This window comes from Methylomonas sp. Uni0009 (assembly GCF_054188105.3).
On record NZ_JBTAFN010000001.1, the window covers coordinates 1964414 to 1989848 of the forward strand.

26 protein-coding genes are annotated in these 25435 nt (G+C 55.3%); 14 read left to right on the forward strand and 12 right to left on the reverse strand.

What is annotated here, in order from left to right:
- Positions 1-29: 29 nt before the first annotated feature.
- The 7 genes from pqqE to ACWAU0_RS09275 all read right to left on the reverse strand — a co-directional run bounded on the left by pqqE (position 30) and on the right by ACWAU0_RS09275 (position 4782).
- Positions 30-1154, reverse strand: coding sequence for a pyrroloquinoline quinone biosynthesis protein PqqE (gene pqqE, locus ACWAU0_RS09245; RefSeq protein WP_033159393.1), 1125 nt, complete (start codon positions 1152-1154; stop codon positions 30-32).
- Positions 1132-1404, reverse strand: a complete 273-nt coding sequence (gene pqqD / locus ACWAU0_RS09250; protein ID WP_033159392.1) for a pyrroloquinoline quinone biosynthesis peptide chaperone PqqD — start codon at positions 1402-1404, stop codon at positions 1132-1134. Before pqqD ends, pqqE begins: the two co-directional genes overlap by 23 nt.
- 33 nt (positions 1405-1437) lie before the next feature.
- Positions 1438-2001 carry a Uma2 family endonuclease gene (locus ACWAU0_RS09255; protein ID WP_033159391.1) on the reverse strand — a complete coding sequence of 188 codons (564 nt, stop codon included), beginning with the start codon at positions 1999-2001 and terminating at the stop codon, positions 1438-1440.
- A 2-nt stretch (positions 2002-2003) separates the two neighbouring features.
- Positions 2004-2732: a pyrroloquinoline-quinone synthase PqqC gene (gene pqqC, locus ACWAU0_RS09260; protein WP_033159390.1), complete on the reverse strand. Its 729-nt coding sequence runs from the start codon at positions 2730-2732 to the stop codon at positions 2004-2006.
- An 11-nt stretch (positions 2733-2743) separates the two neighbouring features.
- Complete coding sequence (gene pqqB / locus ACWAU0_RS09265) at positions 2744-3655, reverse strand: pyrroloquinoline quinone biosynthesis protein PqqB (RefSeq protein ID WP_033159389.1); 912 nt, start codon at positions 3653-3655, stop codon at positions 2744-2746.
- A gap of 109 nt (positions 3656-3764) precedes the next feature.
- Positions 3765-3839: a pyrroloquinoline quinone precursor peptide PqqA gene (pqqA, locus tag ACWAU0_RS09270; RefSeq protein WP_054760176.1), complete on the reverse strand. Its 75-nt coding sequence runs from the start codon at positions 3837-3839 to the stop codon at positions 3765-3767.
- A gap of 154 nt (positions 3840-3993) precedes the next feature.
- Positions 3994-4782, reverse strand: a complete 789-nt coding sequence (locus tag ACWAU0_RS09275) for a sulfite exporter TauE/SafE family protein (protein WP_458138990.1) — start codon at positions 4780-4782, stop codon at positions 3994-3996.
- A gap of 93 nt (positions 4783-4875) precedes the next feature.
- On the opposite strand from ACWAU0_RS09275, the gene ACWAU0_RS09280 reads away from it, so the two are divergent.
- Genes ACWAU0_RS09280 through pmbA form a run of 6 tightly spaced genes read left to right on the forward strand, consistent with a single transcriptional unit; the run spans position 4876 to position 10711 of the window.
- Positions 4876-6123 carry a multifunctional CCA addition/repair protein gene (locus tag ACWAU0_RS09280; RefSeq protein ID WP_458138991.1) on the forward strand — a complete coding sequence of 416 codons (1248 nt, stop codon included), beginning with the start codon at positions 4876-4878 and terminating at the stop codon, positions 6121-6123.
- Complete coding sequence (locus ACWAU0_RS09285) at positions 6120-6470, forward strand: DMT family protein (RefSeq protein ID WP_033159387.1); 351 nt, start codon at positions 6120-6122, stop codon at positions 6468-6470. The genes ACWAU0_RS09280 and ACWAU0_RS09285 overlap by 4 nt, the downstream gene beginning before the upstream one ends.
- Before the next feature lie 41 nt (positions 6471-6511).
- On the forward strand, positions 6512-7378 hold the full coding sequence (locus tag ACWAU0_RS09290) for a 23S rRNA (adenine(2030)-N(6))-methyltransferase RlmJ (protein WP_205451524.1): 867 nt from the start codon (positions 6512-6514) through the stop codon (positions 7376-7378).
- A 2-nt stretch (positions 7379-7380) separates the two neighbouring features.
- The gene (locus ACWAU0_RS09295; RefSeq protein WP_033159385.1) at positions 7381-7845 is read left to right on the forward strand and encodes a hypothetical protein; all 465 of its coding nucleotides are present in this window, start codon (positions 7381-7383) and stop codon (positions 7843-7845) included.
- 43 nt (positions 7846-7888) lie between these two features.
- Positions 7889-9328 carry a metalloprotease TldD gene (tldD, locus tag ACWAU0_RS09300; RefSeq protein WP_101053255.1) on the forward strand — a complete coding sequence of 480 codons (1440 nt, stop codon included), beginning with the start codon at positions 7889-7891 and terminating at the stop codon, positions 9326-9328.
- A gap of 51 nt (positions 9329-9379) precedes the next feature.
- Positions 9380-10711, forward strand: a complete 1332-nt coding sequence (gene pmbA, locus ACWAU0_RS09305) for a metalloprotease PmbA (protein ID WP_033159383.1) — start codon at positions 9380-9382, stop codon at positions 10709-10711.
- A 174-nt stretch (positions 10712-10885) separates the two neighbouring features.
- On the opposite strand, the gene ACWAU0_RS09310 is transcribed toward pmbA, so the two are convergent.
- On the reverse strand, positions 10886-11365 hold the full coding sequence (locus ACWAU0_RS09310) for a tautomerase family protein (protein WP_033159382.1): 480 nt from the start codon (positions 11363-11365) through the stop codon (positions 10886-10888).
- A gap of 301 nt (positions 11366-11666) precedes the next feature.
- On the opposite strand from ACWAU0_RS09310, the gene ACWAU0_RS09315 reads away from it, so the two are divergent.
- Positions 11667-12623: a LysR family transcriptional regulator gene (locus ACWAU0_RS09315; RefSeq protein WP_458138992.1), complete on the forward strand. Its 957-nt coding sequence runs from the start codon at positions 11667-11669 to the stop codon at positions 12621-12623.
- Here the strand turns inward: ACWAU0_RS09315 and ACWAU0_RS09320 are convergent.
- Together ACWAU0_RS09320 and ACWAU0_RS09325 are read right to left on the reverse strand one after the other, a co-directional pair.
- The gene (locus ACWAU0_RS09320) at positions 12584-13309 is read right to left on the reverse strand and encodes a glutathione S-transferase family protein (protein WP_101053251.1); all 726 of its coding nucleotides are present in this window, start codon (positions 13307-13309) and stop codon (positions 12584-12586) included. The two genes, ACWAU0_RS09315 and ACWAU0_RS09320, sit on opposite strands and share 40 nt — an antisense overlap.
- A gap of 171 nt (positions 13310-13480) precedes the next feature.
- On the reverse strand, positions 13481-13924 hold the full coding sequence (locus ACWAU0_RS09325; protein WP_101053249.1) for a winged helix-turn-helix transcriptional regulator: 444 nt from the start codon (positions 13922-13924) through the stop codon (positions 13481-13483).
- Between the two features lie 101 nt (positions 13925-14025).
- On the opposite strand from ACWAU0_RS09325, the gene ACWAU0_RS09330 reads away from it, so the two are divergent.
- From ACWAU0_RS09330 to ACWAU0_RS09360, 7 genes are all read left to right on the forward strand, one after another.
- On the forward strand, positions 14026-14841 hold the full coding sequence (locus tag ACWAU0_RS09330; protein ID WP_101053247.1) for an oxidoreductase: 816 nt from the start codon (positions 14026-14028) through the stop codon (positions 14839-14841).
- Between the two features lie 84 nt (positions 14842-14925).
- The gene (locus ACWAU0_RS09335) at positions 14926-15384 is read left to right on the forward strand and encodes a PaaI family thioesterase (RefSeq protein WP_101053245.1); all 459 of its coding nucleotides are present in this window, start codon (positions 14926-14928) and stop codon (positions 15382-15384) included.
- 141 nt (positions 15385-15525) lie between these two features.
- A complete protein-coding gene (locus tag ACWAU0_RS09340; RefSeq protein WP_458138993.1) occupies positions 15526-16719 on the forward strand; it encodes an efflux RND transporter periplasmic adaptor subunit in 1194 nt (397 codons plus the stop codon).
- Positions 16716-19787, forward strand: coding sequence for an efflux RND transporter permease subunit (locus ACWAU0_RS09345; RefSeq protein ID WP_458138994.1), 3072 nt, complete (start codon positions 16716-16718; stop codon positions 19785-19787). The genes ACWAU0_RS09340 and ACWAU0_RS09345 overlap by 4 nt, the downstream gene beginning before the upstream one ends.
- Before the next feature lie 161 nt (positions 19788-19948).
- Complete coding sequence (locus ACWAU0_RS09350; protein ID WP_171697364.1) at positions 19949-21427, forward strand: efflux transporter outer membrane subunit; 1479 nt, start codon at positions 19949-19951, stop codon at positions 21425-21427.
- Between the two features lie 84 nt (positions 21428-21511).
- On the forward strand, positions 21512-22456 hold the full coding sequence (locus tag ACWAU0_RS09355) for an ABC transporter ATP-binding protein (protein ID WP_171697365.1): 945 nt from the start codon (positions 21512-21514) through the stop codon (positions 22454-22456).
- Positions 22453-23214 (forward strand): ABC transporter permease, encoded by a 762-nt coding sequence (locus ACWAU0_RS09360; protein WP_171697366.1) that lies wholly within the window; start codon positions 22453-22455, stop codon positions 23212-23214. Before ACWAU0_RS09355 ends, ACWAU0_RS09360 begins: the two co-directional genes overlap by 4 nt.
- Before the next feature lie 51 nt (positions 23215-23265).
- On the opposite strand, the gene ACWAU0_RS09365 is transcribed toward ACWAU0_RS09360, so the two are convergent.
- Both ACWAU0_RS09365 and ACWAU0_RS09370 read right to left on the reverse strand, forming a co-directional pair.
- Positions 23266-24279, reverse strand: coding sequence for a quinone-dependent dihydroorotate dehydrogenase (locus tag ACWAU0_RS09365; RefSeq protein ID WP_458138995.1), 1014 nt, complete (start codon positions 24277-24279; stop codon positions 23266-23268).
- Positions 24276-25379 (reverse strand): NAD(P)/FAD-dependent oxidoreductase, encoded by a 1104-nt coding sequence (locus ACWAU0_RS09370; protein ID WP_171697368.1) that lies wholly within the window; start codon positions 25377-25379, stop codon positions 24276-24278. Before ACWAU0_RS09370 ends, ACWAU0_RS09365 begins: the two co-directional genes overlap by 4 nt.
- Positions 25380-25435: the final 56 nt, after the last annotated feature.

Sequence of the window (25435 nt, forward strand, 5' to 3'; positions counted from 1 at the left end):
TCAGATGATCCGCCGGCTGGGATAGGCGTTTAAAATTGTTTGGAGTTTTTGCTGTTGCGGAATATCAGCGGCTTTTCCCGGTCGGACAAGGCGAGTTCGCGCGCCGAATCAATCGCGGCGTCAATTCTGTGTCGCTCCGGCGATTTGCTGCATACCGGGTCAGTACTGTACATGTCGCCATTGAACAAGAAGGCCTGGCAGCGGCAACCGCCGAAGTCTTTAAGCTTCTCGTCGCAGCTGCGGCAAGGCTCCTGCATCCACTCGGTGCCGCGGAAGAAGTTGAAGGTTTTCGACTCATTCCAGATTTCTTCGATGCTGAAATCCTTGACGTTCGGGCAATCTAGGCCGGGCAATTCGCGAGCCGAATGGCAGGGCAACGCGGTACCGTCCGGGGCGATGGTCAAAAACGTCGTGCCCCAACCGTTCATGCAGGCTTTTGGCCGGTCTTCGTAGTAGTCTGGCACCACGTAATAAATTTTCATTTTGCCGGCTACTTTTTCTTTATAAGCCTGGGCAATTTTTTCCGCTTCCTGAAACTGCTCGCGGGTGGGCAGCAAGGCGTCTCGATTCAAATGCGCCCAGCCGTAATATTGGGTGTTGGCCAGTTCCAGATAATCGGCGCCGAGGTTTTCGGCCATCTGCAAAATTTCCGGCATTTGGTGAATATTTTCGCGGTGGATCACCACACACAGCACCATTGGATAGCCGTGTTTCTTGATCAGCTTTGCCACTTCTTGCTTATGCTGATAAGTCGAAGTGCCGGCGATGTGGTCGTTCAGTTCCTGGGTGCTGGCCTGAATACTGATCTGGATATGGTCCAAACCGGCTTGTTTCAATTCGACGATTTTTTCTTCGCTCAAGCCATAACCCGAAGTGATCAGGTTGGAGTAATAACCCAGTTCGCGCGCGTATGCTACCAATTCTGTCAAGTCCTGGCGGGTTAGCGGTTCGCCGCCGGAAAAGCCTAGCTGTACCGCACCCATTTTGCGCGCTTGGCTTAATACGCGCTTCCAATCCTCGGTACTTAATTCGTTCGGATATTTAGCGTAATCCAAGGGGTTGGAGCAATAAGGGCATTGCAGCGGGCACTTGTAGCTCAGTTCCGCCAGCAGCCAGCGCGGTGGGGTGATATTAAGCTTGTCTGATCCAGCCATTTTGCAATGCTACGTTCAAAAAATTAGTGATGTCGTTGGTCAGGCCGGAGGTGGCGAATTTCTCCTCCAGTTCGCTGACGATTTGTGCCAGCAGCCGGCTACCGTCGCATAGCTTGAGGATTTCTGCCGAACTTTGGTTTAACTCGACCATGCCTTCGGGATAGAGAATCACATATTTTTGCTGGGCTTCTTCCCATTGCAGCCTGTGCAGGGGCGAGAATTGGATAAGTTGGTCTGGGGCGATGGTCATGGGGTTCCGGTGTTTAAGCAAACGCCTGGAGAATCAGGTCGTTTCGATGTCTTCAAAAATTTCCGCGAGCGGCAGGCTGAGGCTCAAACTGTGTAGTTGGCAATCGACGTCGCCTATGTAATCGTGCAGTAGCCAATCGTTTTCGGCTGTGCGGCGGAAGCACTCGACGCGGCGCGCGTCGATGTCGACGATCAGGTATTCCTGTAGCGACGCGAGTTTGCGGTAGGCGGCGAATTTGCCGCCGCGGTCGTAAGCAGCGGTCGAGTCGGATAGAACTTCGACGATCAGCGTTGGGTTGGAAATATATTGCTGGTTGCCTAGATCGCCAGGATGGCAGGATACCATCACATCAGGATAGAAAAACGCTTCGGCTGCTTCGACTTTCAATTTCAAATCTGCGATATAAGGCCGGCAAAACGTGCCGCGTAAGCGTTGTTTCAAGGCGGATGCGATATTCAGGCTGACGACGACATGATCCTGTCGAGCTCCCGTCATCGCAAACACTTCGCCGGCGACGAACTCGTGCTTCTCGGCCTGGGTTGCTTCCCAAGCCAGATAATCCTCGGCACTAAAATGAAGTCGCTCGGCGGTTTGCATGGTTATTTTTCGATATTGAAATACGGCGGCATGTCGGCGACATAAGCCAGATACATCGCATCGGCCATGCTCCACAATACATCCAGTTTAAATTTCAGAATTTGCACCATGCGTTCCTGCTGTTCGCGGGTTTTGTACCAGTCTAGCGTCAGTTCCAAGCCGTGTTCCACATCGCGGCGGGCTTCGGTCAGGCGTTTGCGGAAGTAAGTGTAACCCTCTTGTTCTACCCAAGGATAGACGTCGGGCCAGTTGTCCAAGCGCTGTTGATGAATTTTGGGGGCGAATAGTTCCGTTAGAGAGGAACTGGCGGCTTCATGCCACTCGGCGCGGCGGGCGAAATTGACGTAAGCGTCCACGGCAAAACGTACGCCGGGCAGCACGTGTTCCAGCGAAGTAATTTCTTCGCGGCTCAGGCCAACCGCGATGCCTAAACGTATCCAGGCTTCGATGCCACCCGGGTCGCCGGGATGGCCGTCGTGGTCGAGTATGCGTTGAACCCATTTGGCGCGGGTTTCTCGATCAGGACAGTTGGCCATGATATTGGCGTCCTTGATCGGAATCATCACCTGGTAATAAAAGCGGTTGGCTACCCAGCCTTGCAATTGTTGCTTGGTCAGTTTGCCTTCATTCATCAGCGTGTGCATCGGATGATGGATGTGGTAGAACTTTTCCATCCCACGCAATTTGGCTTCGAATTCTTCGCGGCTCCACGGTTGATTATCTGCAGTCATGTCACACCTTTTTATAAGTCAATTTCCAGTCCGTCGTAAGCCACTTCGATGCCGTTGGCATCCAGGGTTTTACGCTCCGGCGAATCTTCGTCGAGAATCGGGTTGGTGTTGTTGATATGAATCAAAATCTTGCGAGCGTTCGCCACGCCATTCAATACTTCAATCATGCCGCCAGGCCCGGACTGCGGCAAGTGGCCAATGTCGCGAGCACGTTTTTGGCTAATGCCGCGTGTCACCATTTCGTCATCGGTCCAGAAGGTACCGTCTACCATTAGACAGTCAACGTTCAGCATCGCTTGCAGGACGTGAGGCTCGATCTCACCGAGGCCGGGTGAGTAATACAGTTTTTTACCGGTGGAAATTTGCTCGACGATGACGCCGATGTTGTCGCCGTCGTGCGGATCGTGGCGGTGCGGCGAATAGGGCGGTGCCTTGCTTTTCAGGGCGTGGGCATAAATGCGGATGTCATCAATGCCGGGAATCTCGAACGGGGTTTCGTCGCAGGCAATCGGATGGTGATTGACGGTGCAATAGTCTTTCAACATGTTGAATAGCGGAAAACCGCTAGTCAAATCCTGCCTGACCATCTCGGTACAATACACGTTCAACGGTTTGCCTTCGCGCAGCATCAGCATGCCGGTGGTATGGTCGATCTGGCTGTCGATCAAGAGCACGGCCTTGATACCGGTATCGCGGATGCCTTCTTTAGGCTGAATGGCGGGAAACGCCTCCAATTGGGCGCGAATGTCCGGCGAGGTGTTAAACAGCAGCCAGTTGCGGTTGTCGGTACTGATCGCGATTGATGACTGGGTGCGGGCTTTGCCGTTGAATTGGCCATTACGCAGGCGTCGGCAATTGTCGCAGTTGCAGTTCCATTGCGGAAAGCCGCCGCCGGCGCCGGCGCCGAGAACTCTAATCTTCATGTTTGCCTAAGGGGAATGATGAATGAGCGCCGCATGATACGGGATTAAAAAACGCCAGGCAAAAAAAAGGGGCAGGAAAATGCCCCTTTTTTATCGTCATCCCTAAGGATTAACGGTTGTAGATGTACATGGTAACTTCAAAACCGAAACGCATGTCATTGTAAGCTGGTGTTTCCCATTTCATTTATATACCCTCCAGAGGTTTTGTTGTTGTGTGCGATAGCTTGATCGAGAAAGCTGCGCCGAAGTATACGATGAAGTTTTTCTTTGCGCAACAGAGCAATCAAACCGGAACTAACAGCACTTGGAGCGATGTCTCTGCGCTTAAGTTCCCGGCCTTACCAGGCCATTTTCAGCGCAAGTGCCAACAGCACAATCGCAAAGTAACGCTTCAATTTTTGCGCCGGCAAACTGTGCGCCAATTTGGCGCCTAACGGTGCGGTAAATATGCTGGTTAAGACTATGCCGGCGAAGGCGGGCAGGTACAGATAGCCGAAACTGCCAACAGGTAAATGACTATCTTGCCAACCCAATACCGCGTAACTGGTCGCAGCCGCCAGGGCAATAGGGATTGCGCAGGTGCTGGAGGTGGCGACCGCGTTTTTCATCGGCAGGCCGTTGCTCGCCAGATAAGGTACGGTCATGGTGCCGCCGCCGATGCCTAAAATGGCTGATAGTACGCCGATCAACAGACCCATCGGGTAATCCAGGGAGAATTTGGCTGGGTGTGATGACGCTTTGTTGGGCTTGGGTATAGCCATTTGTACGCTGGTATATATTAGATACGCAACAAAAAACCAACGGAGTGAGTCGGCGCTGATATATTCGGCCAATACGGCACCGCCAACGGCGCCCAGCAGCATGCTCGGGGCTAAATGTTTTGCCCGATGCCAGTCGATGTTCCCAAGTTTGTGGTGAGTACGCACAGAGGCCAGCGAAGTAAATATTGCGGTTGCTAAAGATGTGGCCACGGCGATCAGCATGATTTGCTCGGGATCAAAGCGCTGAGCTTGGAACGCCCACACCAGCACCGGCACAATCAATGCGCCGCCGCCTATACCGAACAAACCGGCGGCGACGCCGGCTAGAATGCCCAGCAAAAGGCTGGCTAAAAAAATTTCCGTCATGATGATTAATGGCTGGGGAATAAGCAAAGCACTATGTTAGCGACTCATTTATACTGTGTCTTTTGATCCATTAAGTAGGCGAGTGGCTAAGGCATGAAAACGTATCTGGTCGGCGGCGCAGTTCGCGACCGTTTGCTGGATTTTCCGGTTAAGGAGCGTGACTGGCTGGTGGTAGGTGAGACTGCGGACAGTATGCTGGCCGCCGGTTTTCGGCCGGTGGGCAAAGACTTTCCGGTATTTTTGCATCCTATCGATCACGAAGAATATGCCTTGGCGCGTACCGAGCGTAAAACGGCCCCGGGTTACAAGGGATTTGCGGTGCATGCCTCACCGGATGTGACGCTGGAAGAGGATTTATTGCGGCGGGATTTAACCGTCAATGCGATGGCAATGACGGATGACGGCGAATTGATTGATCCGTTTCATGGACGGCGCGATTTGGAAAACCGCATCTTGCGGCATGTGTCACCCGCTTTTAGTGAAGACCCGGTGCGGATCTTGCGTGTGGCCCGTTTCGCTGCCCGTTATGCCCATTTGGGCTTTACTGTCGCCGAGGAAACGCTGGAATTGATGCGCAAGATGGTGGTGGCCGGCGAAGCGGATTTTCTGGTTGCCGAGCGGGTGTGGGCCGAATTGCACAAAGCCTTATTGGAACGGACGCCGGTGGCGTTTTTCCAGGTGCTGAAAGACTGTGGCGCATTGCGAGTGGTTTTTCCCGAGCTCGACGCTTTATTCGGCGTACCGCAACCGGAGAAATATCATCCGGAAATCGATACCGGCGTGCATGCCTTGATGGTGCTGGAGCAGGCGGCGCGGCTTTCCGAAAAGCCAGAGGTACGCCTAGCGGCCTTGTTACATGATCTAGGTAAGGCCTTGACCCCCAGCCAGCATTGGCCCAGCCATCATGGGCATGAGCAAAAAGGTTTGCCGGTGCTTGCCAAACTGTGCCAAAGATTGCGGGTGCCGAATCATTTTAAATCGCTCTGTGCGCAGGTCATGCAATACCACACCCATTGCCACCGGGCTTTGGAATTGCGGGCGGATACCTTGACCGATATGTTGCAAACCCTGGGCGCATTCAAGCTCGATAGCCATTTGGCTGAATTTCTCCAGGCGTGCGAAGCCGACGCGCGCGGCCGGACCGGATTCGAAGACCGGCCCTACCCGCAAGCCGACTACATTCGCTCGGCGGCATTGGCGGCCACCGCTGTCGATACCTCGGTGGCTTTGCTGAAAGGCTTGCAAGGCGAGCAGATTGGTATCGCTATCCGCAAATTGCGGGCCCAAGCCGTCAACGATTACAAACAACGCTATCAGCAACTAACAATTGAATCAGCATGAATGCCATCCTGGTCTCCGCCGGCTTATTGATTTGCAGCAACGTCTTTATGACCTTTGCCTGGTACGCACATCTAAAGGAATTGAATAACAAACCTTGGTTGCTGGCCGCATTCGTCAGTTGGGGCATCGCCCTATTCGAATATCTGTTACAAGTGCCCGCCAATCGTATCGGATACACGCAGTGCAGTGTTGCCCAACTGAAAATTATGCAGGAAGTGATAGCGCTGAGCGTCTTTGTACCGTTCTCGGTGTATTACATGAAAGAACCGTTGAAACTGGATTATCTCTGGGCCGGGCTATGTTTGCTGGGTGCGGTGTTTTTTATGTTCAGAGCCAAATTAAGCTGAAATTGAACGGAATGGAATAACAATAATAATGGGTGAACAGCATGCTTAGTTACCGCCACGGCTTCCACGCCGGCAATTTTGCCGATGTTTTAAAGCACAGTCTGCTGACGCTGGCGATCAACGCCTTGAAACAGAAAGACAAACCGTTTGTTTACATCGATACCCACGCCGGAGCCGGTAAATATTCTTTTAAATCCGAGTTTGCCCAAAAAACCGGCGAATACCAGCAAGGCATCGCCAAACTTTGGGATAGCCAGGACGCGCCGCCGGAATTAAAAGATTATCTATCCGCAGTACGTGCGGAAAACACCGGACGGCAACTGGTGCGCTATCCCGGCTCGCCGCAATTGGTCAAGCGTTTGGTCAGGCAACAAGACCGCTTGGTATTGTCGGAATTGCACAGTAGCGATGTCGAAGCCCTTCAACAATTGTTCGCCGGCGACAAGCAGGTCAGCGTCTCCAAGGAAGACGGCTTGCAGACCTTGAGCAAGAAGTTGCCGCCCATCCAAAAGCGCGGCTTGATTCTGATCGATCCCAGTTACGAAATGCGCGACGAATACAAAAAAATCATCGCAGCGCTGACGACCGCATATAAACACTTCGCTACCGGTGTTTATGCGCTGTGGTATCCGGTCATCGACCGCACGGCCACTGAAAACTTCATGCGGCAACTTGAGCAAAGCGGCATTCCTCGCCAGCTGCGCATCGAGCATTGTATAGCCGATGACGGACCGGGGCGTGGCATGACCGGTTCCGGCATGTTATTCATCAATCCGCCGTGGCAACTGGATAGTCAAGCCGAAGCCTTGTTGCCTTACTTGAATCCAGCGTTGGCGGATGGCCGGGGGCATTGGCGGGTAGAGTGGCAGGTGCCCGAAGCGACAGTGGCGAGCGCAGTAAGGAATTAGCCATGATTAGAAAGAATCTCGACTTGATCATCGTCGGTTTTGTGGTACTCGCTATCGTCATGTACGATGTGACGCTGGAGCTGCTGGGTGAATTGATGCATCTGGTGTTCGAAGGATTTCATGTGGCCTTCGAGTATGTCGAATTGGGTATTGAAGAAGCCGTCGAATTGGTGTTCCACGTTTTGGATGTCGGTGAAATCATCGAGTATCTATTCGAGTCTGACCGCCACGGCAGCCAGGTGGTGACGTTTTATATTTTGGTCACCATTGCGTGGTTCGGTTTTTATCGACTTTCGAAATTAGTTCCCCGGCTTTGGGCCTCTTTTAAGCAAATGCTTTTGAATACCTGGGTACGGCGGAAGACCGAATTAGAGTTGTATTGGCTGTCGCTGACGATAAGGGACAAGGTGACTATCGCTTTTACTGCCGTGGCTGTTGCTTATATCGCGTCATTTTTCGTGATGTGATGGCGTGCACCGTTGACGAAACCGTTTTATTTTTAATTTTCTTATGCCATTACTAGAACAAGTTACCCAATCCATTCTGGCCGGCAACGGCCTGCAAACCCAGGACGTAGACCGAGTGATGGCGGCGCTGCTCAGTGCGCCGGTCGACGCGGCCGATATTTATTTTCAGTCCAGTCATTTCGAGTCCTGGTCCATGGAGGGCGGCATCATCAAGGAAGGTAGTCATTCCATAGAACACGGCGCCGGGGTGCGCGTGGTGAGCGGCGATAAGACCGGCTTTGCTTACAGCGACCGCATCGAATTGCCGATTCTGCTGGAGGCCGCCAATAACGTCAAAGCCATTGTCAGACACGGTCAGCAGGCGCGGCGCCAGATCGAAGTCGCCAAGAGTTGGCCGCAGTTATACCAACCGGTCAATCCCTTAAAGTCTCTGGACGATCAGGCAAAAATCGACTTACTAAAACGTGTCGATAGCGAAACCCGCAAGTTGGACAGCCGGATCGAAGAAGTGATGGTCAGCTTGATTGCGGCTTATGACAGCGTGTTGATTGCCAATCAGGATGGCTCGTTGGCGGCCGATGTGCGGCCCTTGGTGCGGATGAACGTGACGGTGATTATGGTCGAAAACGGTCGCCGCGAGCAGGGCAGCATGGGCGGCGGCGGGCGCAGCGATTACAGCTTTTTTCTGGAAAATGATCGGGCTTTCGAATACGGCCGCGAAGCGGTGCGTTTGGCCCAGGTTAATTTGCAGGCCCAGGAAGCACCGGCCGGCAATATGACCGTGGTGTTGGGGCCGGGCTGGCCGGGGATTTTGTTGCACGAAGCGATCGGTCACGGTTTGGAAGGCGATTTCAACCGCAAAGGCACTTCGGCGTTTAGTGGTAGAGTCGGCGAGCGGGTGGCTTCTGATTTATGCACCGTAGTCGACGACGGTACGCTGGTTGGCCGGCGCGGCTCCTTGAATATCGACGACGAAGGCACGCCCACCGAAAACACCGTGCTCATCGAAAAAGGTATTTTAAAAGGCTATATGCAAGACAAGCTCAATGCGCGCTTGATGGGCGTCAAACCCACCGGCAACGGCCGCCGGGAATCGTATGCGCACTTGCCGATGCCGCGCATGACCAATACCTATATGCTGCCGGGGCAGAGCGATCCGGAAGAAATTATCCGTTCCGTTAAGAAAGGCTTGTACGCCCGTAACTTTGGCGGCGGCCAAGTGGATATTACCTCCGGCAAATTTGTATTTTCCACCAGCGAAGCCTACTTGATCGAAGACGGCAAAATTACCCGCCCAGTGAAAGGTGCCACGCTAATTGGTAATGGTCCGGACGTTCTGACCAAAGTATCGATGGTCGGCAACGACATGGCCCTGGATAGCGGCGTCGGCACTTGCGGCAAAGACGGGCAAAGTGTGCCGGTTGGCGTCGGTCAGCCCACCTTGAAAATCGATGGTCTAACCGTCGGCGGTACCAGCGTTTAATGCCCCGGGCCGCTCGGCCCACACCTGCAATCGAATTCTAAGAGACTTACCGTGCAAAATCAGGAAGAAATTAATCGCTTAAAAAATGTCGTTCAACAGTTATTGGACGAAGCCAAACAACAAGGAGCCAGTGGTGCCGAAGCGGCGTTCAGCGTAGACAACGGGCTGTCGGTGTCGGCGCGGCTAGGGGAAGTGGAAACCGTCGAGTATCACTGCGATCAAGGCATCGGGGTTACCGTCTATTTCGGCCAGAAAAAGGGCTCGGCCAGTACCAACGATATTTCCAGCGATTCGCTAAAAGAAACCGTCAAGGCAGCCTGTAGTATCGCCCGTTACGCCAGCGACGATGCCTATTCCGGCTTGCCGGATGCCGAGTTATTGGCAACCGAGTTTCCGGATCTGGAGCTGAACCACCCCTGGGATATTAACGCCGAGCAAGCCATCAATATCGCCATCGAATGCGAAAACATCGCCCGCGGCTACGATAAAGCGATTAGCAATTCCGAAGGCGCGTCGGTGAATACGCATCAAGGCACGCGGGTATTCGGTAATTCGCTGGGCTTTTTGCAAGGTTACCAATCCAGCCGGCATTCTCTAAGTTGCTCGGTGCTGGCCGGCAGCGGCGACGCGATGCAGCGCGATTATTGGTACAGCGTGGCGCGTGATGCGGCAGCTCTGGAATCGGCTAGACAAGTCGGCGAAAAAACCGCGCAACGCACCATAGCTCGCTTGAACGCCCGTAGTCTGAGTACGAGGCAGTGTCCGGTATTGTTTGCATCGGAAATGGCGTCCGGTTTGATCGGGGCGTTGATCGGTGCGATCAGCGGCGGCAGTTTATATCGCAAATCTTCGTTTTTGCTGGATACGCTGGATACGCAAATTTTGCCGGATTTCGTGCGCATTCATGAGCAACCCTTCCTGCGCGGCGCGCTGGGCAGCGCCAGTTACGACTCGGAAGGTGTCGCGACTAAGGCCAGGGATATTGTCAGCGACGGTATTTTAAGATCGTACGTGCTCAGCACCTACTCGGCCCGCAAGTTGGGCATGCAAACCACCGGCAATGCCGGCGGCGTGCACAACTTGACCGTCGAACCCGGCAGCAACGATTTTGCCGGCATGCTGAAATTGCTGGATACCGGTTTGCTGGTCACCGAATTGATGGGGCAGGGCGTGAACCGGGTGACCGGCGACTATTCGCGCGGCGCCTCGGGGTTTTGGGTGGAAAACGGCGTTATTCAATACCCGGTACAGGAAATCACGATTGCCGGAAATTTAAAGTCCATGCTGCGCAACATCGTCGCCATCGGCAACGATGTGGATTTGCGCGGCAATATCCGGGTGGGCTCGATTTTGCTGGAACAGATGGCGATTGCGGGCGAGTAAATGCCCGGTGGGTTGTCTGTTCAGCCGCTATATAAGTCTAAGCGTCTCAGACGACTTCGGCATTATTAACCCGGCCCTTAAATCCTGTTTGCACTGTCGAGAGGCAATCCAGCCAGGGCTTCCGCTCAGCCCGAACGGAATACCCGTGATAATTAGGGCCGGGTTAATAGTCAATCAACCCGTTACGCCAGGGGTCAGTAAAAAGTGGCCTGCGGGGAGTTTTTCTGGGTATGTGTAAGGGCTAGCCTTGTTTTCCTCGACCCAGCGTTTTTCCGCTATCGACTCGAAAGGCGGCGGCAATTCGCCCTGCAGCGACCAAAGATCGAACGGAGTTTCGTCAATTGAAATCTCCCAATCGAAACCACGCTCTTTGACAAAAGGCGCAATCACGTCGTCAAGCGTTCGCATCCACCATTCTCGTATGATTGGCCCCGGCAATGTCCGGGCGATTTGGTCAACCTTAAAGCGAATAAACTTGTCATTCCGCACGCCACCGACAAAACAATTGCCTTTAACCACTTCTTCGAAAATAACGACGGCGTAAAATCTTGGGATTGGCACCGCCGCATAGACGCTGGTGATTTGTTCAGCCAGTTCCTGTTTGTCTTCTGCGCTGAAGGCTCCGCTGGGATGGTAGACTTTCCACAAAGGCATGATGATTCTCCTGATAATTGAGTAAGTTTTGGTGATCCACTGACCGCCTTGTTGTTCTTAATCAGCATCCCGCCAAAAACTGAGGCTTGATGCACGATTGAGAGTGAGGCGACGCCACCGCGTTGACTTGCAAATTCCTTGGGGGGATCTAAGCGCCGGCGGCTGCGTCGGCGGTAAATCTATGCCTGAGGAGGCAAACGGTAAAATGCTTTGTATTCATGCGCCTATGAAAATAATTGATGCCAAACGCCCCAGGCATTTTCGGTAACATAGCCTGCGTTTACATTCCGGAAACCCAGCCATGGCCGACTTAAGAACGTTTGATTTGAATCTATTGATCGCCTTCGATCTGCTGATGAAGGAACGCAACGTGTCGAGGGCCGCGGAAAAAATGTTCATTAGCCAATCGGCAATGAGCCACGTGCTGCAACGCTTGCGGCAACAATTGGAAGACCCCTTGCTGGTGAAAACCCCGGAGGGTATGACTCCGACGCAACGCGCCCTGTCCCTGGTGGCTCCCGTAACAGCGGTACTTAAAGAGGTGGAAAGCTTGATTCGCGCGCCGGCGCCGTTCGATCCCGCCACCTGCCGGCGCGCTTTTACCATTGCGGCAACGGATTACGTGGAAGCCTTGCTCTTGCCGATACTGGCGCCGCGCATCGCCCGCCAGGCGCCCGGCGTGGATATTCATTTCAAACGTACCAGCCGCCGCTTTCCTATTAATGCCTTGGAGCAAAGCGAGATAGACCTGATACTGGGTTTTGAGGTGATGTTGAATCCACCCAAGCATCTACATTGCGAACGCCTGTTCGACGATTTCATGGTCTGCGTGGCCCGCATCGGTCACCCGCGCGTGAATACGGTATTGACGCTGGAAGACTATATCGACTTGCCGCATATTCTGCTATCCAGAACCGGGGCCGGCATGGGCCAAGTGGACGCCTGGTTGGCGGAACACGGCCGCGAGCGGCGAGTGGCGCTGACCGTGTCGCATTTTCTGTCCGCATCGTTGATCGTGGCACAAACGGACATGGTCATGGCTTTTCCCAAACGAACGGCCGAGCAATTCGTCCGGAACTTGCCATTGCAATGGGTGCCCTTGCCGCTGGATTTACCGCATTACGATACGGTCCTGGTCTGGCATCCGCTGCAAGACCAGGACCTTGCCAACCGCTGGCTAAGGGATGAAATTCGCGCCGCTTGCGCCATGCTGGACCATCATTCCCCAAACTTCGGTTCACCCAGTTCGGGAAAATAGCGGTCTTGAATGCGCCGACAATAATCGACTAAAGCGGATTGCGTTAAGGCGTAATCCTTGACGGGCGAACTGACCGGGCAGGCCAATAGATTGATCAATAAGCCGAAGGTCGAAGCATCGACGCTGCTGGGCCGGTCTCCCAACAAAAACGCCTTGCCGTGAAGCGCGGCGGCAAGAGCCGCCACATCGCGCCGACCTAATTCGAAAATGTCGGCAGCGGCTAGTCGGCCAATGCCATGGCCGCGTAGTTGTCCCCGAATCCGCCGCTTATAGATTGCGGCAACTATGTCCATCATGGGTTGGGACAAACCTTGAAAGATCGCCTGCTTATTGATCTGCCAATTCTCCGCTCCGTATTGCCAGCGGCTATACATGCACACCCAATACAAATGTTCTTCCAATAAGCGTTGCCAGGCCAGAGCTTGCGCATTTTGCTCGGCCGACAGATGCCCATCCAGGCTGTCGCCGTAATGCTGTTGCAGATAGCGAATAATCATCCGGCTATCGGCAAGCTTTTGGCCGTTGTCTTCTATAAAAGGTAGTTTGCCCAATGGGGCATAAAGCGGCAGGGTTTCAGCGATCCGATACTCGATGCCGGCCATGCGCAGATAAGTTTCCAGCTTTACGCAAAACTGGCCTGGATTGGGGATGTTCCAGGCTCTGGGAAATTGATACAACGTAATCATGCGGAACTTTGTTTATGTCTCTGTAAACACTGGCGACAGGCTCCGTAGAAATAGCTGGTCATTGCATCCTCTATAAAACAAACGGTGTCGTGATCGAATAGTACCATGCAGTGTTTGGCTGAATCCGGCTCTTGACATGCGGTTGGTCTATACGCAGAAATGGGCCAAAGATTAGCCACCATCCGGCAACACAAAGCGAATCGGCCGTGAACCGATCTTTGCACCCGTCACCTCGTCGATGGCCACCGGTTTAATTGCCTGCCCGGTTTCGGCGTCCTCGATATACACCAGTTTGCCGCCACTACGGTGTTGGCTACCCCATGCACCTATCATGATCAACACCGGCAGAAAATCGCGGCCGGCGGCCGTCAACACATACTCCTCGCGCGGCGGACGCTCCGAGTAAAGCCGCTTTTCCAAGATACCTTCCTCTGTCAGCGTCGCCAAGCGCCGGGTCAACATCGTCGGCGCGATACCCAGGCTTTTCCGAAACTGGTCGAAGCGCGTCAGGCCAAAATGCGCGTCCCGCAGAATCAATAGACTCCAGGCGTCGCCGAGAAAAGCCAGGCTGCGCGCGATAGGGCAAGGATCAGCACAAATATTTTTATCGTTCATACGTTTTTAGTAGTGACTTAATATTAAATTGATAGTAACATTGATTTCAAAATGATAGTAACACTTAAGCGATAGACAATCCACCTCACGGGAGACTTGATATGAATAATAAAGACCAAGCCGTAGCCTTGATCACCGGTGCATCCTCCGGCATTGGGTTGGTAACGGCCAAGGCCCTGCAACGCGCGGGTTACCGCGTATTCGGCACCAGCCGCAAGGCAGCGGCAAGCGTCGACGGCATCACGATGCTGAGCTGCGACGTCAGCGACGAAGCCTCGGTAAACGACACGGTAGCCGAGGTCTTGAAACAGGCCGGACGCATCGATCTGCTGGTCAACAATGCCGGCGTCGGCTTGCTAGGAGGCGCGGAAGAATCGTCCACCGCGCAAGCCCAGGCTTTGTTTGACGTCAACGTCTTTGGCATTACTCGCGTGACCAATGCCGTGTTGCCGGCCATGCGCAGCCAAGGTAAAGGCAGAATCGTCAATATCAGCTCCGCCCTTGGTTTTATCCCAGCGCCTTACAACGCGCTGTATGCCGCGACCAAGCATGCGGTCGAAGGCTATTCCGAATCGCTGGACCACGAACTGCGCAGCTTCGGCATCCGGGTGGTCCTGGTTGAACCGGGATATACCCGCACCGCGTTCGAAGCCAGTCTAACCAAGCCCGATCAACCGCTGGCCGTCTACGACTCGGTGCGTGCCGGTATGGAAGTGGTCATGCGCAACGGCGTGAATGCGGGCGACGCTCCGCAGGTGGTCGCCGACACGGTGTTGAAAGCCGCGACTGCCGTGGCTCCCAAAAGGCGCTATACCGCCGGAAAACAGGCAACCCAAGTGCGCGTTCTGCGCCGTTTCATGCCGGAAGCCTTGGTGGACAAGAGCTTGCGCCAGTTTAACCAGCTGCCGATAGTCTGAATGATTGGAAGATAAGCACATGATCTATTCATCTAAGAATGCCATGACAGTGGGTAAGCATGTCCGAGAAGGAACGGTAGCGATATGAGTCTTGTGACAGAAACCGGCGCCGGGCTCAATGGCTTAAACCAGTTGCGCGCCCTGATGGCCTCCGAGCGTAAGCCGGGAATGTTGATGTCGCTGGATTTCGAGCTGGTGGAAGTCGATCTAGGCAAAGCCGTGTTTGCCGGCAAGCCTGGCGAACATGCTTATAACCCCCTGGGCACCGTTCACGGCGGCTATGCGGCCACTTTGCTGGATTCCGCCTGCGGCTGTGCCGTTCATTCCAGACTAACCGGAAAGCAGGCCTATACCACCTTGGAATTGAAAATTGCCTATCATCAGGCCATGACCAAGCACACGGGCTTGGTAAGAGCGGAAGGCAGGGTTTTGTCGTTAGGTAAGCGAGTCGCTTTTGCCGAAGCCCGTCTGATTGATGCAGAAGACCAGCTCTATGCCTCGGCGTCATCGACATTATTGATTTTCGGGCGAGAGGCTAATTGATGGCCATTGCTTTGCCGAACCATTGCAGCGTAATTCCCCTGCAGCCGTCGATGCCAAGTTGGCCGCCGAGATCCTGATCAATAACAGCAGCGAATGATTATTTCGAATATCACTCAACCTTTTACCGAAGGAGGCAGCCACATGCCGAAACCAAATACGCCGTTTACACCGATTGCCCCTGACCGGCCGCAATTCCGCTTCACCAACAAAGGCTGGCTGCTGGCTGGGCTGTTGCCGCTTATGATGAATGCCAGCTGCAGCGACCAGGACAAACCCACACAATCGGTTGTCCGCCCGGTGAAGGTGTTTCGCATCGAGCAAAACGCCGTCGCCGGCGCCAGAAGCTTTGCCGGGGAAGTCAGGGCAAGATTCGAGACGCCCTTATCCTTCCGGGTGGGCGGTAAACTGCTGGAGCGCAAAGTCGACGTCGGCGACCCAGTGCACAAAGGCCAACTGCTGGCGATACTGGATGGCAACGATTACCGCCTCGCCGTGCAGGCCATTAAGGCTCAGCTGGTTGCCGCTCAGGCCGACAGCGCTTTTCTACGCGACGATCTGGTGAGATACCGCGAACTGCTGGCCCAGCAAGTCATCAGCCCGCCGGAGTTCGAACGGCACGAAACCGCCTATACCACGGCGCGGGAGCGGACGGCGGCGCTGGCAGCGCAATTGGCCGAGGCGCATAACCAACAGAGCTATACCGAATTGCATGCCGACCGCGACGGCGTGGTCACGGCCTTGGCTGTCGAGGCCGGGCAAGTGTTGGCGGCGGGTCAGGCAGTGGTGACGTTGGCCCAGCTCGACGAAAAGGAAATCCATTTCGACGTGCCCGAGCATAGACTGGCGGAAATCCAGCGCCAACAAGAAGTTAATGTGTCGTTGTGGTTAGACGATGATCGGCCGCTCAAGGCCAGAATCCGCGAGATCGCCTCGGCCGCCGATCCGGCCAGCCGCACCTATCGCGTCAAGGCCAGCTTGCTAGAAGGTCTGGACGCCGCGCAATTGGGCATGACGGCGACCGTTCATATAACGGCGAACACCGCTTCCGGTATCGCCATCCCGCTGTCCGCCGTCTATACCCCGCAAAACCAACCCGATCATCCCGCCGTGTGGTTGATCGATGAGCAGGCCGCCACCGTCAAAGCCGTGCCAGTTAAGTTGGGCGAGACGCAGCCCGGCGAACGCATTGCCGTCGATGGAGTAACTCCCGGCCAATTGCTGGTCAGCGCCGGCGTGCAGCGCCTGGCCGAGGGCCAGGCTGTCCGCTTGCCGGAACAACCGGGATTGCCTAACAATCACGGTGGCCAGGAACCTCTATCCAAGGAACAGCTATGAAAGCATTCAACCTCAGCGAATGGGTGCTAAACCACCGTTCCTTCACCGGCTTCATGCTGGTATTGGTGATGCTTGGTGGGATATTTGCTTATTACACGCTGGGCCAGCAGGAAGATCCGCCGTTCACCTTCCGTATCATGGTGGTCAAGACCCTCTATCCCGGCGCTACCGCTTTGGAAGTCGAGCAGCAGTTGACCGATAGGTTGGAAAAGAAAATTCAGGAATTGCCTAACCTGGATTATCTGCGCAGTTACTCCAAACCCGGCGAATCGGTGATTTTCGTCACCCCGCGCGAAGATACGCCACCCAAGGAGATTCCCGAGCTTTGGTATCAAGTGCGCAAAAAAGTCGATGACATCCGCATGACGCTGCCGCCCGGCAGCATCGGGCCGTTTTTCAACGACGAGTTCGGCGATACCTATAGTCTGCTCTATGCCTTCTCTGGCGACGGCTTTAATTATGCCGACCTCAAACTGGCGGCCGATTCGGTTCGCCAACAGCTGTTGCGGGTCAAGGATGTCGAGAAAGTCGATCTGATCGGCGTGCAGGACGAAAAGATTTTCGTCGAGTTTTCCGACAAGAAGCTGGCCGAACTGGGCTTGGACACGGCGGCGGTTGCTCAGGCTTTGCAGGCACAGAACGGCATGGCCCCGGCCGGCACGGTATATTCCGCGCAACGCAATCTGCCGATACGCCTGACCGGCTCGTTCGACTCGGAAGACAGCGTCGCCAATATGGCGGTACGCATCGCCAATCGCACCTTCAAGGTCAAGGATTTTGCCCAGGTGACGCGCGGCTATATTGATCCCGCCGAATTCAAGATGCGTTTCAACGGCAAGCCAGCTCTTGGTCTCGGCGTGACGATGAACAAGAAAGGCAATGTGATCGACCTGGAGCACGCCTTGGATGACACGCTTGCCGGTATGGCAAGCGAGTTACCGTTGGGTATGGATGTGGAGCCGGTCGCCAATCAAGGGCATGTCGTAAAAACGCAAATGTCTGAATTCGGCGGCACTTTTTTCGAAGCTCTGGCCACCGTGTTGGTGGTCAGCTTCTTGAGCCTGGGTTGGCGCACCGGTTCCGTGGTGGCGCTGACCGTGCCGCTGGTGCTGGCCGCTACCTTGCTGGTCATGCTGCTGTGCGGCATCGATCTGCAACGTATTTCCTTGGGCGCGTTGATTCTGGCGCTGGGCCTGCTGGTGGACGATGCGATGATTGCCGTCGAGATGATGGCCCGCAAGCTGGAGGAAGGTTGGGACCGAATGCGTGCCGCGACCTATGCCTATACTGCCACGGCTTTCCCGATGCTGACCGGTACCTTGATCACCATCGCCGGTTTCCTGCCGGTGGGGCTGGCGCAATCCTCGGCCGGCGAATATACCGTGGCGATTTTTCAGGTGGTCGGCATATCGCTGATATTGTCCTGGATAGGCGCGGTGGTGTTCACCCCGTATTTGGGATTTCTGATCCTCAAGGTGCATGCCAACGCCGAAGGCCCTATCCACGACCTGTTCGATACGCCGTTCTACAACCGATTGCGGCGTTGGGTGGATGCCTGCGTGGCGCACCGCAACAAAGTCATTGTCGCCACGCTGGCCTTGTTCGGTCTCGGTGTCGTGGCGTTAACCCACGTTCCCGAACAGTTCTTCCCGCTGTCCAATCGGCCGGAAGTCATCGTCAACCTGTGGTTGCCGGAGGGCAGTGCCTTCGAGCAAACCGAAGCCGCCGCCAAGCGCATGGAGGCTTTGCTGGCTAAGGACGAAGACGTGGAACACGTCGCCAGCTATGTCGGCAGTGGCACACCGAGGTTTTTCATGTTGATTGTGCAGCAATTGGCGAATACCAATCTGGCCGAATTGGTGGTGATGACCAAGGATAACCAGGCCCGCGAACGGGTGATGCAGCGCGTCCGGCAGATTCTGGAGACGGATTTCCCGAATGTCAGGGGCCGGGTGAAGCGCCTGAATGTCGGGCCGCCTATGGATTATCCGCTGGCGTTCCGGGTGCTCGGCGAAAACCCCAATATCGTGCGCGGCATCGCCGAGCGGGTGGCTGAGGTCGTGCGCAACCATCCCGGCACCGTGGACGTCAACGACGACTGGCATGACCGCATGCCGTCGTTCCGATTGATGTTGGATCAGGACAAGGCCCGCGCCCTCGGCGTGTCGACGGCCAGCCTGTCGCAAGCCTTGCAGGCGCATTACACCGGCATCCCGGTCGGGCAATTGCGCGAGCAGGATAAATTGATCGACATCGTCTGGCGGGCCAGCCCTGAATTGCGCACCGCTGCCGACGAATTGCCGGATGTCGCGGTTCGCACCGCCAATGGCAAGGCGGTAGCGCTGTCGCAGTTCGTCAAGTTCGAGACCGTGTTCGAGGACGGCGTGCGCTGGCGGCGCAACCGCTTCCCGACCATCTCGGTGCGCGCCGACGTGGCCGACGGCAAGATGGCCCCGGACGTCGCGGCGGAAATCGTCCCGAAACTTAAACCGATCCAGGACAGCCTGCCGGCCGGTTATTTCATCGAAACCGGCGGTTCCAAGGAAGACGCGGTGAATGCGCAAAAGTCGATTCTGATCTGGATTCCGCTGGTGCTGATCGTCACGCTGATCTTGTTGATGATGCAGTTGCATAACCTGTCCAGGACATTCCTGGTGTTCAGCACCGCGCCGCTGGGCGTGATCGGCGCCGCCTTCGGCTTGCTGCTGTTCCGGGCGCCGTTCGGCTTCGTGGCCTTGCTCGGCATCCTGGCGCTGGCCGGCATGATCATGCGCAACTCGGTGATTTTGGTGGATCAGATCGATCAGGATGAAAAATCGGGCCTCGACACCTGGTCGGCCATCGTCGAATCGACGGTGCGGCGTTTCCGGCCAATCATGCTGACCGCCGCAGCGGCCATTCTGGCGATGATACCGCTGTCGCGCAACGATTTCTTCGGCCCGCAGGCCATCGCCATCATGGGCGGGCTGACGGTGGCGACCGCGTTGACGGTGTTCTTCCTGCCTGCGCTGTATGCGGCTTGGTTTAGGGTGGAGCGTGCGAACGAAGGTCATAAAGCCCTCACCTAATGGCTTTTCATCAAGCCAACAATTCTTCCCCCTTTGAAAAAGGGGGATCGAGGGGGATTTATTAAAAAAATCTCCCCCAGCCCCTCTTTTTCAAAGAGGGGAGAAAAAATAGCTGTAGGGTACGCAGTGCGTACCCTACGCGGCACCCACGGAGTTTTACGATGAATAAACGATATTTAGCAGCGCTGCCCCTTCTATTACTGGTCAGCCTAATCGCCTGTACGCCAACCCGCGTCGGCGACCAAGTAGCGCTGAATAGCCCGGCAAACTGGCAACACGCGCCCAATGCTCAAACCACCGAAGCGGTTGATCTAAAGACGTGGTGGCAAGGTTTCAACGACCCCTTGCTGAATGAATTGATAGACAAGGCCTTAAGCGCTAACCACGATTTGAAGATCGCTTCCGCTCGCGTTCGCGAAGCCAACGCGATGGTCACCGTTGCCGAAGCGGCGATGTATCCCAGCCTCGATTTCTCAGTCTCCGGCGGCAGGGAAAAACGTATCGACCGTATCGTCGGCGTGCCGAGCGGGCAAGGCATCAAATTGATTACGCCGACCGCCGACGCCGTCAGCGGCGGACTGGCGGCGCGCTGGGAAATCGACTTGTTCGGCGGCCGGCAATTGGAAGCGGAAGCCGCCGCCGCGCAAGCCCAAGGCAGCCAGGAAGGCTTGCATGCGGCGCAAGTCGGTTTGCTGGCCCAGGTGGCGACCAATTATCTGGAGCTGCGCGGCGTGCAGCAACGCACCGGCATTCTGCAAAACAATATCGCCTTGCAGCGCGAACGCTTGCGGACGGTACAGGTATTTGTTAAAGCCGGGCTGGCTAACGAGGCTGACCTTGCCCGTCAGCAAACGCTGTTGCAGGGTACGGAAGCGACGCTGCCGGGAATGACCAACGCCGAGCAAAACCTGATCCATCGCTTAGGCGTATTGCTGGGCGAGCCGCCGGAAAACCTGGGAACGCGGCTGGCCGCCGCCGGCCCGTTGCCGAAGCAAGCGCCGGCCATGCCGCACCTGCTACCGGCTGATTTACTGGCACAACGGCCCGATTTGCGTCTGGCGCAAACCGAAGTCAGCGCGGCGGCGGCCAGCCTGGGTTCGGCGCGGGCCGATCTTTATCCCAAGATAGTTTTGTCGGCGAGTGGCGGTCTAGGCGCGATTGCGGTCGGCGGTTTTCCGAGTCTGGCCGATAGCGTTTACGCGCTGGGCTCGGGTCTTTCCGCACCCATCTTCAATGCCGGACGCATCCGCGCCCAGATTACCGCCGCCGATGCGCGGCTGGAGCAAGTTGCGGCTAATTACGAGAAGACTTTTTTGCTGGCTTTGGAAGATGTCGAAAACGCCTTCGTCGCGCACCGTTCCGCGAACGATAGCTTAGGAAAACTGACCGAAGCGGAAGCCTCGGCGGAAAAAGCCTACCGGCTGGTCGATACCTTGTATAGTCGCGGCGCAGGGAATTATTTGGCTGTTTTGGATGCCCAACGCAGCAAGCTGTCTGTCAGCGACGAACGCGCCAAAGCCGAAACGGCAGTCGGGGTGGCGATGGTGTCGTTGTACCGGGCGTTTGGTGGCGGCTGGATAGTTGATTCATCGGTGAGCGGGATCGACAATAAATTGATCGTTAGCCGCGACAAGCAATAGCAAAATCAACGAAAGTCATATCATTTTGCATACAGGAAACCACATGACGAAACCTTATCGGCAACCCTTAACCGCGTATTGTCCATGAATAACGACCCTATTATTTCCATACGCGGGGTCAGCAAGACCTACGCCGGTGGTTTCCAGGCATTGAAAAACATCAACCTGGACATAAAGCGCGGTGAGATATTTGCTTTGCTCGGCGCCAATGGCGCCGGCAAAACCACGTTAATCGGCGTCATCTGTGGCATCGTCAACGCCAGTGCCGGCACCATCATCGCCGACGGCCACGACACCGTCCGAGACTACCGCGCCGTGCGCGCCGCCATCGGCTTGGTGCCACAGGAATTGCACACAGACGCCTTCGAGTCGGTGTGGGCCACGGTCAATTTCAGCCGCGGGCTGTTCGGCAAGCCGCCCAACCCTGACTATGTGGAAAAAGTGCTGCGGGATTTATCGTTGTGGGACAAGCGCGACGCGAAAATCATGTCGCTGTCCGGTGGTATGAAACGCCGGGTCCTGATCGCCAAAGCCCTGGCACATGAGCCGACGATATTGTTTTTGGATGAGCCGAGCGCCGGTGTCGATGTGGAACTGCGCCACGACATGTGGCGCATGGTGCGCGAACTGCGGGCCAACGGCACCACCATCATTTTGACTACCCATTACATCGAGGAAGCCGAAGACATGGCGGACCGGATTGGCGTCATCAACAAGGGCGAATTGATCATCGTGGAAGACAAAGCCGTGCTGATGCGCAAGCTCGGCAAGAAGCAGCTGACGTTGACTTTGCGCCAGCCCATGTCCGAGATTCCGGCCGAGCTTGACGCCTGGGCGTTGACGCTGACAGCAGACGGCGAACGCTTGGTCTACAGCTTCGATACCCAGGAAGAGGAGACCGGTATTGCCGAGCTACTGCGCCGGCTGAGCGAACACGGGATCGATTTCAAAGACCTTAGCTCCAGCGAAAGCTCGTTGGAAGACATTTTCGTCAGCCTGGTTCACCAATCACAAGGGGTGCAATCATGAACATATACGGCATTCGCGCCATTTACCGCTTCGAAATGGCCCGCACCTTTCGCACGCTGGCGCAAAGCATCGCCGCGCCAGTGCTGACCACCTCGCTGTATTTCATCGTCTTCGGCAAAGCCATCGGTTCACGGATGGGCGACATCGATAGCGTCAGCTACGGTGCCTTCATCATCCCCGGATTGGTGATGCTGAATCTGCTCAACGAAAGCATCTCCAACGCTTCGTTCGGCATCTATATGCCGAAGTGGGCAGGCACGATTTACGAACTGCTGTCGGCGCCGGTGTCTTGGATCGAAGTGCTGCTGGGTTATGTGGGCGCGGCGGCGACCAAGTCGGTGCTGTTGGGGCTGCTGATTCTGGGTACGGCCCGGATTTTCGTGCCTTACCAGATCGCCCATCCGCTGTGGATGATAGGCTTTTTGTTACTGACGGCCGTGACCTTCAGCCTGTTCGGTTTCATTATCGGCCTGTGGGCCGACAGTTTTCAGAAGCTGCAGGTGGTGCCGATGTTAGTTGTGACGCCGCTAACTTTCTTGGGCGGCGCGTTCTATTCCATCAATATGCTGCCGCCCTTGTGGCAGAAAGTTACCTTGTTCAATCCGGTGGTGTATTTGATCAGCGGCTTTCGCTGGAGCTTTTACGGCATGGCCGACGTGGATGTGGCGATGAGCATAGGCATGACCTTTGGCTTTCTGACCGTGTGTTTGATTTTTGTCTGGTGGGTATTTAAGACCGGGTACAAGATTAGAAATTAAGTCGGACTCAACGCAGCTTGGTAGGGTACGCACCGCGTACCTTTTGGCTTATCAGATAGTGCTCAGTATCTCTTCGATCAAAGCCGGGCCTTTATAGATCAAGCCGCTATAAATTTGCACCAGACTGGCGCCTGCGGCGAGTTTTTCCTGGGCGTCTGTGCCGCTCAATATGCCGCCGGCCGCGATAATCGGCAGTTTGCCGTTCAATTCCGCTGCCAAACCTTTCACGACCCGAGTCGAACTGTCTTTAACCGGGGCGCCGCTCAAGCCGCCGGCTTCATTGGCATGGATATGGCCCTGGATTTTATCGCGGGCGATGGTGGTGTTGGTGGCAATCACTCCGTCCATGCCAAATTTCCCCAGCAATGCCGCGATGTGGCTGATTTCTTCATCCGTTAAATCCGGCGCGATTTTTACCGCGATGGGCGTGTATTTGCCCTGCGCCGCTTGCAATTTCAGTTGTTCTTCCTTCAAAGCACTGAGCAATTGCTTGATCTCGTCGCCTTGCTGCAGTTGGCGCAAATTCTTGGTGTTGGGCGAGGAAATGTTGATGGTGATATAGCTCGCCGCTGCGTAACTTTTCCTTAGACCGATCAAATAATCTTCAGTCGCGTTTTCCAAAGGCGTATTGGCGTTCTTACCAATATTGATGCCCAAAATGCCGCGATACCGGCAGGTGCCGACTTGCGCCAATAAATGATCGATACCCTGGTTGTTAAAGCCCATCCGGTTGATGATGGCCTGGTGTTCCGGCAAACGGAACAGGCGCGGTTTGGGGTTGCCGGGTTGCGGGCGCGGCGTGACGGTGCCGATTTCGATAAAGCCAAAACCCAGATCGGCCAATGCGTCGATGTAGTCGCCGTTTTTGTCCAGACCGGCCGCTAGTCCCAGCGGGTTTTTAAAGTTCAAGCCCATTACTTCGACCGGCTTGTCGCTGACTTTGGGTTTGCTCAAAACCGACAAGCCGCTGTGCTGGGCCAGTTTTAACAAATCCAGCGTGACATGATGCGCGGTTTCCGGGTTCAGGGAGAACAGTAGAGGGCGTAGCAAGGGATAAAGGTTCATGGCGCGGTTGCTCGAGTTAGCGAATACGGGGTCGGGTCAATTTCGGTGGGGCGCTGCAGAATCAGGTCCGCCAACAGCTTTGCGGAAGCGGGCCCCATCACCAAACCATTTCTAAAATGGCCGGCGTTGATGCTGAGATTCTCAATTTCGGGATGTTGTCCAACCGTAGGTATGCCTTGCGGGCTGCCGGGACGCAAACCGGCCCAATGATGGCAAACCGGATAGTTTTTCAAGGTCGGCAGTAATTCGGTGGCGAATTGGTAAAGCTGTTGTTTGGCGTCTTCGGTGGTGACTTTGTGAAAGCCGGCTTGCTCCACGGTGCTGCCCGCCAGGATTTTGCCATCGCGGCGCGGGATCAAATATTGATCGCCATCCAGCACCATATAAGGCAAGGTTGTTGGTGTGGCGTCGAACAGCAGCATCTGCCCTCTGACCGGCTTGATTTGCAGGTCTACCGGCCAATCCGGCAATAAATCCCGCATTAAATCGGTGGTCCAGGCGCCGGCGCTGACGATCAGGTGCCGAGCGGAGTAGGTGCCGTTGTTGGTGTCAATGCGTTCAACTCGGTGGTTGGCGATGCCGATCTTGCGAATTTCGGTACTATCCAGAAATTTCGCGCCGGATTGTATTAAGTAAGCGTGGAGTGATTTTAACAATCTGGGGTTACGGGCTTGGGCAATTCCTGGCAGCCATAGCGGTTGGTCGAGATCGCTGGTAAACGGCTCGGTCAATGACGTTGCTGCCGGCTGGTAGTCGATGCAGTAATGCTCGCACCATTCTATGGCTTGTGCGTAGTCCGGGTTTTTGCAGATCAGCATGCCGCAGTCATACCATTCAGGGTCGATACCGGTCGCGGCGAGCAGGTCCCGGCTTAAGGCCGGGTATTTTTTTAAGCTGTTGACCGCCAAATCAGAGATCGCTGCGGCTTGGCGCCAGGGATAAATCGGCAACAAAATGCCGCCGCCGGCCCATGAGGATTCCTGGCCCGGTTTGGATTTGTCGAGGATGGTGACGTCGCGGCCGGCCAGGCGCAGTTCGCGAGCGGCTAATAGGCCGCTGATACCGCCGCCGATGATCAGAATATCCAGGTGTGTGGTCATGCAAATGCCGAGGAAAACGGGTGTAAGAAGGCTTTTTTAAGGTAACACGAAGGCGG

Bases quoted from the DNA above. Each gene is read 5' to 3' on its own strand.
- pqqE (WP_033159393.1), bottom strand. From the start codon at position 1,154: ATGGCTGGATCAGACAAGCTTAATATCACCCCACCGCGCTGGCTGCTG.
- pqqD (WP_033159392.1), bottom strand. From the start codon at position 1,404: ATGACCATCGCCCCAGACCAACTTATCCAATTCTCGCCCCTGCACAGG.
- ACWAU0_RS09255 (WP_033159391.1), bottom strand. From the start codon at position 2,001: ATGCAAACCGCCGAGCGACTTCATTTTAGTGCCGAGGATTATCTGGCT.
- pqqC (WP_033159390.1), bottom strand. From the start codon at position 2,732: ATGACTGCAGATAATCAACCGTGGAGCCGCGAAGAATTCGAAGCCAAA.
- pqqB (WP_033159389.1), bottom strand. From the start codon at position 3,655: ATGAAGATTAGAGTTCTCGGCGCCGGCGCCGGCGGCGGCTTTCCGCAA.
- ACWAU0_RS09275 (WP_458138990.1), bottom strand. From the start codon at position 4,782: ATGACGGAAATTTTTTTAGCCAGCCTTTTGCTGGGCATTCTAGCCGGC.
- ACWAU0_RS09280 (WP_458138991.1), top strand. From the start codon at position 4,876: ATGAAAACGTATCTGGTCGGCGGCGCAGTTCGCGACCGTTTGCTGGAT.
- ACWAU0_RS09285 (WP_033159387.1), top strand. From the start codon at position 6,120: ATGAATGCCATCCTGGTCTCCGCCGGCTTATTGATTTGCAGCAACGTC.
- ACWAU0_RS09290 (WP_205451524.1), top strand. From the start codon at position 6,512: ATGCTTAGTTACCGCCACGGCTTCCACGCCGGCAATTTTGCCGATGTT.
- ACWAU0_RS09295 (WP_033159385.1), top strand. From the start codon at position 7,381: ATGATTAGAAAGAATCTCGACTTGATCATCGTCGGTTTTGTGGTACTC.
- tldD (WP_101053255.1), top strand. From the start codon at position 7,889: ATGCCATTACTAGAACAAGTTACCCAATCCATTCTGGCCGGCAACGGC.
- ACWAU0_RS09310 (WP_033159382.1), bottom strand. From the start codon at position 11,365: ATGCCTTTGTGGAAAGTCTACCATCCCAGCGGAGCCTTCAGCGCAGAA.
- ACWAU0_RS09315 (WP_458138992.1), top strand. From the start codon at position 11,667: ATGGCCGACTTAAGAACGTTTGATTTGAATCTATTGATCGCCTTCGAT.
- ACWAU0_RS09320 (WP_101053251.1), bottom strand. From the start codon at position 13,309: ATGATTACGTTGTATCAATTTCCCAGAGCCTGGAACATCCCCAATCCA.
- ACWAU0_RS09325 (WP_101053249.1), bottom strand. From the start codon at position 13,924: ATGAACGATAAAAATATTTGTGCTGATCCTTGCCCTATCGCGCGCAGC.
- ACWAU0_RS09330 (WP_101053247.1), top strand. From the start codon at position 14,026: ATGAATAATAAAGACCAAGCCGTAGCCTTGATCACCGGTGCATCCTCC.
- ACWAU0_RS09335 (WP_101053245.1), top strand. From the start codon at position 14,926: ATGAGTCTTGTGACAGAAACCGGCGCCGGGCTCAATGGCTTAAACCAG.
- ACWAU0_RS09340 (WP_458138993.1), top strand. From the start codon at position 15,526: ATGCCGAAACCAAATACGCCGTTTACACCGATTGCCCCTGACCGGCCG.
- ACWAU0_RS09345 (WP_458138994.1), top strand. From the start codon at position 16,716: ATGAAAGCATTCAACCTCAGCGAATGGGTGCTAAACCACCGTTCCTTC.
- ACWAU0_RS09350 (WP_171697364.1), top strand. From the start codon at position 19,949: ATGAATAAACGATATTTAGCAGCGCTGCCCCTTCTATTACTGGTCAGC.
- ACWAU0_RS09355 (WP_171697365.1), top strand. From the start codon at position 21,512: ATGAATAACGACCCTATTATTTCCATACGCGGGGTCAGCAAGACCTAC.
- ACWAU0_RS09360 (WP_171697366.1), top strand. From the start codon at position 22,453: ATGAACATATACGGCATTCGCGCCATTTACCGCTTCGAAATGGCCCGC.
- ACWAU0_RS09365 (WP_458138995.1), bottom strand. From the start codon at position 24,279: ATGAACCTTTATCCCTTGCTACGCCCTCTACTGTTCTCCCTGAACCCG.
- ACWAU0_RS09370 (WP_171697368.1), bottom strand. From the start codon at position 25,379: ATGACCACACACCTGGATATTCTGATCATCGGCGGCGGTATCAGCGGC.